Source organism: Sulfitobacter sp. HI0129 (assembly GCF_001635395.1).
Classification (GTDB): domain Bacteria; phylum Pseudomonadota; class Alphaproteobacteria; order Rhodobacterales; family Rhodobacteraceae; genus Sulfitobacter.
The window spans coordinates 1-10,387 of sequence record NZ_LWGH01000908.1 but is presented as its reverse complement, the minus strand read 5'-3'; the positions used below and the strand labels follow the sequence as shown (position 1 = coordinate 10,387).

Genomic DNA, 10,387 nt, shown 5'->3' with positions numbered 1-10,387 from the left:
AGTTCCATCACCCGGGTCGGCTTCACGTCCGGGGAAGAACTGAGCGGCGAGCAGGCGATCATGGCCGGTGTCGTCGAACATATCACCGAGCAGATGGACAGCCTTCAGCAGCTTTTCCGCCGTTCGGAAGAAGCCCGCGCCGAAACGGACGGAAAGCTCGACGGGCTGACAGAAGCAATCGGGCGTGTGATGCAGCGCATCGAAGGCGCGGATCCGTCAAGTCAGGCGCTGGAACGGGTCGCCGCCGCGCAGGAACGCCTGATCAGTACGCTGGAAACCCAAGGCACCGGCGATGCGATAGACGCCGAAAGCCGTATGCGTCTGCGGTCGATGGATGTGCAGATGCTGCGCATCCTCGAAGAGATTTCCGCCGGGCGGCAGGAAACGATGGCCGATCTGCGCAAGGAAATATCACTGCTGGTCAAAGCATTGTCCGGTTCGCGTGCGGCGGAGGCCCGGCGCCCCCGTGACGATGGCAGGTCCGACGACGGAGGGCGCTGACGATGGCTCTTTCCCGGCGCACCGGTACCCGGTTTCAGGGCTCGATCTGGCCCGGTTTCGTCGATGCCATGACTGGGTTGCTGCTGGTGCTGATGTTCGTCCTGACGATCTTCATGATCGTGCAGTTCGTCCTGACGGAACGCATATCCGGGCAGGAATCGGAGCTTGATTCGCTGGCCGGCGAAGTTGCGGCACTCGCGCAGGCGCTCGGGATGCAGGAACGGTCGAACCAGCGCCTCGAAGTGCGGCTGGGCGCGCTGACCAATTCGCTGGATGATGCGGAAACCCAAGTGCAGCGGCAGGCGGCGCTGATCACGTCACTCACCGGGGAGCGGGACGCGCGAGAGACGGAACTGGCGGAAGCCGAAAGCAGGATCACCGGGTTCGAGGCACAGGTCGCCGCATTGCTGACTGAGCGCGACAGCGCGCGCGATCGTGCCGCCGCCCTGCTTTCGGAACGGGACGCGGCAAAGGACGACATCGCGGCGCTCGAAGCGCGGCAGGACGAACTGGAAGCCGCCCGCGAAACCCTGCTCAGCGAGCAGGAAGCGCTCAACCTCGCTCTTGCCCGCAGCCGCGAAGAGGTCGACGCGCAGGCAGAAGCCGCGCGCCTCGCCGCTGCTCGGCGCGAGGCGCTGGATGCGCTGGTGGCCGATCTGCGCGCACGCGCTGCCGAGGCGGACGCCGACGCGGATGATCTGCGCGCCGCCGTGGCGGAGGCCGACGAACGGGCCGCCACGCTCGCCCGCGAAGCCGAGGAGACGGCGCAGGCCCTGAGCGAGGAAGAAGCCGCCCGCCTCGCCGAGGCTGCCGCTGCAGAGGCCCTGCGCAAGAAACTGGAAGAGGCGGATGCGGAACTGACGGCGATGACCCTGTCGCTCGAAGCGCAGCGCAAGAAGGCCGAAGATACGCTCACCCTTCTGGCCGCCGCCCGCGCCGCCGAAGAAACGCTGGACGATCAGCTTGTCGCGGCATTGCTGCGGCTGGAGACCGCCGAAGGACGCGCACAGGATGCCGACGAGGCCGCGCGCGATCTGGCCGCCACGCGCGAGGATCTGAAAACCGCAGAGAATGCGTTGAGCGCCACCCGCGCCGAACTCGCAGAGTTGCAGGATACGCTCGATGATACGGCCACCGAAGCAGAAAGCAAACGGCAGGAACTGCGCCGCGCCTTGCAGGATGTGACGCAGGAGCGGGACGAACTGGAAACCGCGCTGGCGGAGACCAACAATGATCTGGCGGCACTGCAAGACCGGGCGGAAACGGATCGCGAATCCTTGCGCGCCGAACTCGCCCGGGCGCTGGCCGCCAAGCTGGCGGCAGAGACACGGGCCGAAGACACCAGCAGCGAAGCCGAACGCAGGGCCGCGCTTCTACGCAGCGCGCAGCAGGCGCTGAGCGAAGAGGAAGCCGCGAGCGCCGAGGCGCAGCGCCAGACCGAACTTCTCAACCAGCAGGTGGCGGCGCTCCGGTCGCAATTGGGGGACTTGCAGGCCCTTCTGGACGATGCGGTTGCCCGCGATGCCGCCCGGGAGATCGAGATGCAGTCGCTCGGCTCCGACCTCAATACCGCGCTGGCGCGGGTAGCGGCGGAAGAACGGCGCCGGGCGGAACTGGAGGCTGCGGAAAGGCGGCGGCTGGAGGCGCAGGCGAAGGACCTCGAACAATTCCGGTCGGAATTCTTTGGTCGGCTCCGCGATGTGGTGGGCTCACAGGAAGGGGTGCGCATTCAGGGCGACCGCTTCGTCTTTTCCTCCGAAGTGCTGTTTCCGCCCGGCGGGGCTGTTTTGTCTGCCGAAGGCAAGCGGGAGATCGCCAAGGTCGCCGATATCCTGCGCAACATCGTGGAAGACATCCCGCCGGAGATCGACTGGGTGATCCGCGTGGACGGGCATACCGATGATGTGCCCCTGTCGGGCTTCGGCGCCTTCGCGGACAACTGGGAGCTTAGCCAGGCGCGGGCGCTGTCGGTCGTCAAATACATGATCAACTTTTTGGGCATTCCGCCGAACCGCCTGGCGGCCAATGGCTTTGGCCAGTATCAGCCCGTCGCCTCCGGCGATTCCGAGGCTGCACATGCCCAGAACCGGCGCATCGAACTGAAATTCACCGAACGCTAGCCGCTCTCAGGGAATTTGCAGGTCGGTGGCAAGGCTGCCGAGCATCCTGTCGCCGCGGTAAAGCGTGGCATGCCCCTTGTACTGCCCGGACGGCCAGAGCCCGCGCCCCCGCAGACCCCGGGCCTGAAAGGAAAGCGCGTGCTGATCCTCCAGCTGCATGTCATGGGACAGGACCGTGCCTTCCGGCCCTTCGATGGACAGATGCAACCGATCCCCCACTCGCGTCCCGAACATGTAGCCATAAACGACGAGGGAGGGCGCATCCGCCGGCAGGCTGCTGCGCGCCACTGTCCCGGCCTTCACATCGGCATAGTCCGGAATACTGTCCATCAGCCCGACGGCGATCAGGCCCCCTGACCGATAGGCCGGCATTTCCGCCCAAAGGCCGGGGTCATCGCCCGTGCCGTTCAGAAAACAGCCCGCGCGCTGGTCCGGGGCAAACGGGTCGATCACCTCGCCGTGGCGGGTGACGGAAAGATGCAGGTGGGGGAATTCGGCCTTGCCCGATTGGCCGACCTCTCCCAGCGCGGTGCCGGTGTCGACCATGTCGCCTGCGCTGACCGAAACGGAGCCCCGGCGCATGTGGCAATACTGGGTTTGCCAACCTTCACCGTGGTCGATCCGAACGCCATTGCCGCATTCCCGACCCACGAGCCCTGCTGCAGTCGCGGGGGAATACCCCGTATCGGGCATGCCGTCCCGGGCACCCATCACGCGCCCGGGGGCGGCGGCCCGTACCACGACGCCATCCTCGATATCCTTCAGGGTTGGAATGGCGAAATCGGTGCCCTTGTGCCCGTCGTAGGACAGTTCAGCGCAGCGGTAATCCTGCGCGCCGGGGCCCGGATCCCGATCGACATATTGCTGGATGCGGCAGGTTGAACCCAGGTCGCAATCCAGCGGGAGTGAAAGCGAAAACCCCTCCGCCAGTACGGGACCGGCGAAGGGGAGTATCAGGAGGGCTGCGAAAGCCCGGCGGATCATTCCGCCGTAAGCAGCGGCGGCTTATTGCCCGAAAGGCGCGGGTTTTCCAGCCCGTCGATGGTCAGGTCCAACTCGCCCTTCTTGACGCCGACCTTGACCACGCCGCCCTTCGCGAGCTTGCCGAACAGCAGTTCCTCGGCCAGGGGCTTCTTGATGTGTTCCTGAATGACACGGCCCAGCGGGCGTGCACCCATCTTGTCATCATAGCCCTTATCAGCGAGCCATTCGGCGGCCTTCTTGCTCAGCTCGATGGTCACGTTGCGATCCATCAGCTGGGCTTCGAGTTGCAGCACGAACTTTTCGACCACGCGCAGGATGACGTCTTTCGGCAGCGGCGCGAAGCTGATGACAGCATCCAGCCGGTTGCGGAATTCCGGTGTGAACGTCCGCTCGATGGCGGCGGTGTCCTCTCCGGTGCGGCGGTCGCGACCGAAGCCGATGGCTTCCTTGGCCTGTTCGGCGGCACCCGCGTTCGATGTCATGATCAGCACCACGTTGCGGAAATCCACCGTCCGGCCATTGTGGTCGGTCAGCTTGCCGTGGTCCATCACCTGCAACAGGATGTTGTAGACATCCGGGTGGGCCTTTTCCATCTCGTCCAGCAGCAGCACGCAGTGGGGGTGCTGGTCCACCCCGTCCGTGAGCATGCCGCCCTGATCGAAACCGACGTAGCCCGGAGGCGCGCCAATCAGGCGGGACACGGCGTGTTTCTCCATGTATTCCGACATGTCGAAGCGCAGCAGTTCCACGCCCAGCGTATCGGCAAGCTGCTTGGCGACCTCGGTCTTGCCGACACCCGTCGGCCCGGCGAAGAGGTAGTTGCCAATCGGCTTGTCGGGTTCGCGCAGGCCGGCCCGGGCCAGTTTGATGGCGGAAGACAGAGCCTCGATCGCCTTGTCCTGCCCGAAAACCACCCGCTTGAGCGAGGATTCAAGATCCTTCAGCACGACGACATCGTCCTTGGAGACGTTCTTCGGCGGGATGCGGGCGATCTTGGCCACGACGGCCTCGACCTCCTTGGTGCCGATGGTCTTGCGCCGCTTGGATGCCGCCACGAGATGCTGCGCCGCGCCCGCTTCGTCGATGACGTCGATGGCGCTGTCGGGCAGCTTGCGGTCGTTGATGTAGCGATGTGCCAGCTCAACGCTCGTCTTGATGGCATCGGCGGTGTATTTGACGCTGTGATGCTCCTCGAAATAGGGCTTAAGGCCCTTGAGGATCTTCGTTGCGTCCTCGACCGAGGGCTCGTTTACGTCGATCTTCTGGAACCGGCGGCTCAGCGCGCGGTCCTTTTCGAAGTGCTGGCGGAACTCCTTATAGGTGGTGGAGCCCATGGTGCGCAGCTTGCCCCCCTGAAGCGCGGGCTTCAGCAGGTTGGAGGCGTCCATTGCGCCGCCCGAAGTTGCGCCCGCACCGATCACGGTGTGGATCTCATCGATGAAGAGGACAGCATCGCTGTGCTCTTCCAGTTCGGTGACGACGGCCTTCAGACGCTCCTCGAAATCGCCACGGTAACGGGTGCCCGCCAGCAACGCGCCCATGTCGAGCGAGTAGATCGTGGTTTTTTCGAGCACTTCGGGCGTTTCGCCCGCGACGATCTTGCGCGCGAGGCCTTCGGCGATCGCGGTCTTGCCCACGCCCGGGTCCCCCACCAGAAGCGGGTTGTTCTTGCGGCGGCGGCACAGCACCTGAATGCACCGCTCCACCTCGGATTCGCGGCCGATCAGCGGATCGATGTCGCCATCGCGGGACTTGGCGTTGAGGTCCACGCAGTATTTGGCGAGCGCCGATTCCTTCTTGTCGCCGTCGGTGACGCCCTGTGCCTCTTCTTCGGCATCGGGGGAGCCGGTGACGGGGCGGGATTCGCCATAGGCCGGGTCCTTGGCCACGCCATGCGCGATGTAATTGACGGCATCGTAACGGGTCATGTCCTGCTCCTGCAGGAAATAGGCCGCGTTCGACTCACGTTCGGCAAAGATGGCAACGAGCACGTTCGCACCGGTCACCTCCGTCCTGCCGGACGACTGGACGTGAATGGCCGCGCGCTGAATCACGCGCTGGAAGGCGGCGGTCGGCACGGCTTCGGAGCCGTCAACGTCCGTCACCAGATTGCTCAGGTCTTCGTCGACGAATTCGACCAGCGTGTCGCGCAGATCGGATACATCGACGGAACAGGCTTTCATCACCTGAACCGCGTCCGGCTCATCGACAAGCGCGAGCAGCAAATGTTCCAGCGTCGCGAATTCGTGGCGACGTGCATTGGCCAGCGCGAGAGCCGCGTGGATTGCCTGTTCGAGTGTATTCGAGAATGAAGGCACGGGTGTGCTCCTTTTCGCTCGGGGCCGGCGGGGTCGTGAGGGATATCAGTGCCCTTGGCCGACCATGGCCTCATACTATTAGAGTTTGGTTGATCATGGCCCGTCTTCAAGGCTTTTCTGTGCCATCCCGGTCACTTTTGGCGTGAGCGGTGTATCAGGGACATGATCGCGCGTCAGAACTGGTCCTTGCGCTTGCGAATTTTGGCGAACACCTCGGCGTCGCTGGCGGTTTGCATCCCAAGATGTGCGCGCAAGGACGGATCGTCCGGGCGCAGGAAGGGATTGGTCTTCTGTTCGAGAGACAATGTGGAGGGAACGGTCGGGCGCCCCGCATCGCGGGCTGCTTCGACGTCCTTGATACGGGATATAAGATCGGAATTCTCCGGATCAACCGTCAATGCGAAGCGCGCGTTGCTGGCGGTATATTCATGGCCCGAGCAGATCACGGTGTCGCCCGGCAGGTCCCGCAGCTTCTGCATGCTTTCCCACATCTGTTCCGGCGTTCCCTCAAACAGCCTTCCACAGCCGAGCGCCATAAGGCTGTCTGCCGTGAAGGCGGTGGCGGCTTCGGGTACGTAAAAGGCGATATGCCCCTGCGTATGGCCGGACACATCGAAGACCTTGGCCGTCAGGCTGCCCAGCGTCACGCTGTCGCCTTCGGAAACCTCATGGTCCAGCGCGGGCAGCCGGTGTGCATCCGCCGCAGCACCGACCACCTTGGCGGGGTGGGCCTCCAGCACCTTTCCAAGGCCCTGGACGTGGTCGGGATGGTGATGCGTCAGCCAGACCTGCGACAGTGTCCAGCCGCGGCTTTTGAGCTCATCGAGGATCGGTTCGGCTTCAGGCACGTCGATCAGCGCCACTTCACCGCTCGCATGATCGCGCAGCAGGAAGGCGTAATTGTCCGAAAGACAGGCGATGGTGACGAGATCGTGGGACATGGGGAACACTCCTGCTTGCTTGGAACAGAAAGCTAGCGCGGTACTGTCGGGCAGGCAAACGACGAAGCGCCGGGCTGCAACACTTCGCGCCTTTCCCTGACGCGCGCGGGATGGGCAGTTTTGTCCACGGCCCCAATACGGTAGAACCGACCCGCGGAGCATGAGGCGCGCGGGATGCATCTGGACGTTCAGGACCTTAGGAATTTCTACTATCGCAGCGCGCTGGGGCGCGCGGCGCAGAAATCCATCCGCGACCGCATGCTGAGCCTCTGGCCCGAGGCGAAGGGGCAGACGGTGGTGGGCTTCGGCTTTGCCGCGCCGCTGCTGCGGCCTTACCTGGCGGAGGCGCGGCGGGTGATCACGCTGATGCCCGGCCCGCAGGGGGTCATGCCCTGGCCCGCTGGCATGCCCAATACATCGGTCCTGACCGAAGAAACCCTGTGGCCGATCGAGACGGGCCATGTGGACAAGCTGGTGGTGATGCATGGGCTCGAGACATCGGAGCGGCCTGACGACCTGCTGGAGGAATGCTGGCGGGTGCTGGGCCCGGGCGGGAGGGCCTTGTTCATCGTGCCCAATCGCGGCGGGTTCTGGGCGCGCCGGGACATCACGCCCTTCGGTTACGGGCGCCCCTATTCGCCGGGCCAGTTGGAGACCCAGCTGCGCCGTCACCAGTTCCTGCCCGAACGCCAGATGGGCGCGCTTTATCAGATGCCGTCACAGGGGCGGGTCTGGATGAAATCCGCGGGGCTCTTCGAGCGGATCGGGCGGCATGTGCCCACAATGATGGCCGGGGGCGCCTTCATGGTGGAGGCGACGAAAATCGTCCATCCGCCCAAGGGCAAGGTCCAGCGCAGCACCGCGAGCCGCGCGCTTGGCGTGCTGGAGGGTATGGCGGAGCCCAATGCCAAACCCGTGGGCGCCCGATTTGCACCTGAGCGCCGGTGAGAGGCGTCCGGTCGGGGGCCAGCCCCCGGACCCCCGAAGTATTTTCGATCATGAGAAGGGGTAAAAGCCCGGGCAGGGGGATTCGCACCGGCGGCGGCCCCGGGCCTCCCTGTCAATCTGTCGCACCCCCGCAGAGCGCGTGGAGAAAGGCGCTATCCACATCTCTTGCGCCACTATACTGTGTTGCGGGGTGGGGAACGGTCTGCTACATCGCCCCTGATTTAGACGTCTTGGATGATTTCAAGCCGCGCCAACTTGCTGGTGACGCGAAGGTTTCGCATATCCGGCTCTGACGTATGAGAGGATGGACGTGTCCGAACCCGCTTCGATCTCGACCGGTATCGCCCAACGATATGCGAGCGCCGTTTACGATCTGGCCCGCGAGGCCGACAAGGTCAGCGCCATTGAAAGTGATCTCGATGCGCTGGAAGCCGCGATCGCCGACAGTGACGATTTCCGCAGCCTGATCCATTCGCCGATCTATTCGCGCGAAGAGCAGACAAAGGCCGTCACGGCGCTGGCAGGCAAGATGGGCCTGAGCGACATCATGTCGAATACGCTGGCCCTGCTGGCCCAGAAGCGCCGCCTCTTCGTGCTGCCGCAGCTGATCCAGTCGCTGCGCGAAACGATCGCCGCCGAAAAGGGCGAGATGACAGCAGAAGTCACCAGCGCCAAGGCGCTGACCAAGACACAGTCCGAAAAGCTCGTGAAGTCCCTCAAGGCCAGCACCGGCAAGGAAGTGAAACTGAAAACGACCGTCGATGAATCGCTCATCGGCGGTCTCGTCGTAAAAGTGGGCTCGAAGATGATCGACACCTCGATCAAGGCCAAGCTCAATTCCCTCCAGAATGCAATGAAAGAGGTCGGATAAATGGGTATCCAAGCAGCAGAGATTTCTGCGATCCTGAAGGACCAGATCAAGAACTTCGGTCAGGAAGCCGAAGTTGCCGAAGTGGGCCGGGTTCTCTCCGTCGGTGACGGTATCGCCCGCGTCTATGGTCTGGACAACGTTCAGGCCGGGGAGATGGTCGAGTTTCCCGGTGGTATTCAGGGCATGGCCCTGAACCTCGAATCCGACAACGTCGGTGTCGTGATCTTCGGCTCCGACCGTGACATCAAGGAAGGCGATACGGTCAAGCGCACGAACTCCATCGTGAGCGTTCCGATCGGTGACGAACTGCTGGGCCGCGTTGTCGACGGTCTGGGTAACCCCATTGACGGCAAGGGCCCGATCAACGCCAGCAAGACCGGCGTGGCCGATGTGAAGGCGCCGGGCATCATTCCGCGTAAATCCGTGCATGAGCCCATGGCGACCGGCCTCAAGGCCGTCGATTCCATGATCCCGATCGGCCGCGGCCAGCGGGAACTGATCATCGGCGACCGTCAGACCGGCAAGACCGCCGTGGCGCTGGACGCGATCCTGAACCAGAAGTCCTATAACGACGAGGCGGGCGACGACGAGAGCAAGAAGCTCTACTGCGTCTACGTCGCCATCGGCCAGAAGCGTTCCACCGTGGCGCAGCTGGTGAAGAAGCTGGAAGAAACCGGTGCGATGGAGTATTCCATCGTGGTCGCCGCCACCGCGTCCGAGCCTGCACCCATGCAGTTCCTCGCACCCTATTCCGCGACCGCCATGGCCGAACATTTCCGTGACAACGGGCGCCACGCGCTGATCGTTTACGATGATCTGTCCAAACAGGCCGTGTCCTATCGTCAGATGTCGCTGCTGCTGCGCCGCCCGCCCGGCCGCGAAGCCTATCCGGGCGACGTTTTCTATCTCCACTCCCGCCTGCTGGAGCGGTCGGCCAAGCTGGGCGACGATGCCGGTAACGGGTCGCTGACGGCGCTGCCGATCATCGAAACCCAGGGCGGTGACGTGTCGGCCTTTATTCCGACGAACGTGATCTCCATCACCGACGGTCAGATCTTCCTCGAGACGGAATTGTTCTACCAGGGTATCCGCCCTGCCGTGAACACCGGTCTGTCGGTTTCGCGTGTGGGCTCCTCCGCCCAGACCAAGGCAATGTCCTCCGTGGCGGGCCCGGTGAAGCTTTCTCTGGCCCAGTACCGCGAGATGGCGGCCTTCGCCCAGTTCGGTTCCGACCTCGACGCCGCGACACAGCGTCTGCTGAACCGCGGTGCGCGTCTGACCGAGCTGATGAAGCAGCCGCAGTATTCGCCGCTGACCAACGCCGAGATCGTCGTTGTCATCTTCGCGGGCACGAACGGGTATCTCGACAAGGTCGATGTCTCCGACGTGGGCCGTTTCGAAGCGGGCCTGCTGAACCACATGCGGTCGAAGCACAAGGACGTGCTGGACTGGATCACCAACGAAGATCCGAAGATCAAGGATGACGCCGCCGACAAACTGCGCGCCGCTATCGATCCGTACGCCGCTGACTTCGCTTAAGGAGAGATAAGCCAATGGCAAATCTCAAGGACCTTAAAAACAGGATCTCGTCGGTCAAATCGACCCGCAAGATCACCAAGGCCATGCAAATGGTTGCCGCGGCGAAGCTTCGCCGCGCGCAGGACGCTGCCGAGCAGTCGCGCCCCTACACCGAGCGGTTCAATG

The 10,387-nt window shown here is 63.8% G+C and carries 8 protein-coding genes and 1 pseudogene; 6 read left to right on the top strand and 3 right to left on the bottom strand.

From position 1 onward, the window contains the following. Both A3764_RS25450 and A3764_RS20855 read left to right on the top strand, forming a co-directional pair. Positions 1-501, top strand: a pseudogene (locus A3764_RS25450) (biopolymer transporter ExbB); the annotation flags it as partial. 2 nt (positions 502-503) lie between these two features. Continuing rightward, positions 504-2,621 carry a peptidoglycan -binding protein gene (locus A3764_RS20855; protein WP_067923277.1) on the top strand — a complete coding sequence of 706 codons (2,118 nt, stop codon included), beginning with the start codon at positions 504-506 and terminating at the stop codon, positions 2,619-2,621. Positions 2,622-2,627: 6 nt separating this feature from the next. Here A3764_RS20855 and A3764_RS20850 read toward each other — a convergent pair whose 3' ends face one another. From A3764_RS20850 to gloB, 3 genes are all read right to left on the bottom strand, one after another. Continuing rightward, on the bottom strand, positions 2,628-3,605 hold the full coding sequence (locus A3764_RS20850; RefSeq protein ID WP_067923275.1) for a M23 family metallopeptidase: 978 nt from the start codon (positions 3,603-3,605) through the stop codon (positions 2,628-2,630). Next, positions 3,602-5,923: an ATP-dependent Clp protease ATP-binding subunit ClpA gene (gene clpA / locus A3764_RS20845; RefSeq protein ID WP_067923272.1), complete on the bottom strand. Its 2,322-nt coding sequence runs from the start codon at positions 5,921-5,923 to the stop codon at positions 3,602-3,604. Before clpA ends, A3764_RS20850 begins: the two co-directional genes overlap by 4 nt. A 173-nt stretch (positions 5,924-6,096) precedes the next feature. Beyond that, the gene (gene gloB, locus A3764_RS20840) at positions 6,097-6,864 is read right to left on the bottom strand and encodes a hydroxyacylglutathione hydrolase (RefSeq protein WP_067923269.1); all 768 of its coding nucleotides are present in this window, start codon (positions 6,862-6,864) and stop codon (positions 6,097-6,099) included. A 174-nt stretch (positions 6,865-7,038) separates the two neighbouring features. On the opposite strand from gloB, the gene A3764_RS20835 reads away from it, so the two are divergent. From A3764_RS20835 to A3764_RS24280, 4 genes are all read left to right on the top strand, one after another. Next, a complete protein-coding gene (locus A3764_RS20835) occupies positions 7,039-7,812 on the top strand; it encodes a class I SAM-dependent methyltransferase (RefSeq protein WP_067952054.1) in 774 nt (257 codons plus the stop codon). Positions 7,813-8,122: 310 nt separating this feature from the next. Then, complete coding sequence (locus tag A3764_RS20830; protein ID WP_201722231.1) at positions 8,123-8,683, top strand: F0F1 ATP synthase subunit delta; 561 nt, start codon at positions 8,123-8,125, stop codon at positions 8,681-8,683. Then, complete coding sequence (atpA, locus tag A3764_RS20825; RefSeq protein ID WP_067920316.1) at positions 8,684-10,222, top strand: F0F1 ATP synthase subunit alpha; 1,539 nt, start codon at positions 8,684-8,686, stop codon at positions 10,220-10,222. Between the two features lie 14 nt (positions 10,223-10,236). Beyond that, a partial coding sequence (locus A3764_RS24280) for a F0F1 ATP synthase subunit gamma (RefSeq protein WP_201722485.1) occupies positions 10,237-10,387 on the top strand: 151 nt, incomplete at its 3' end.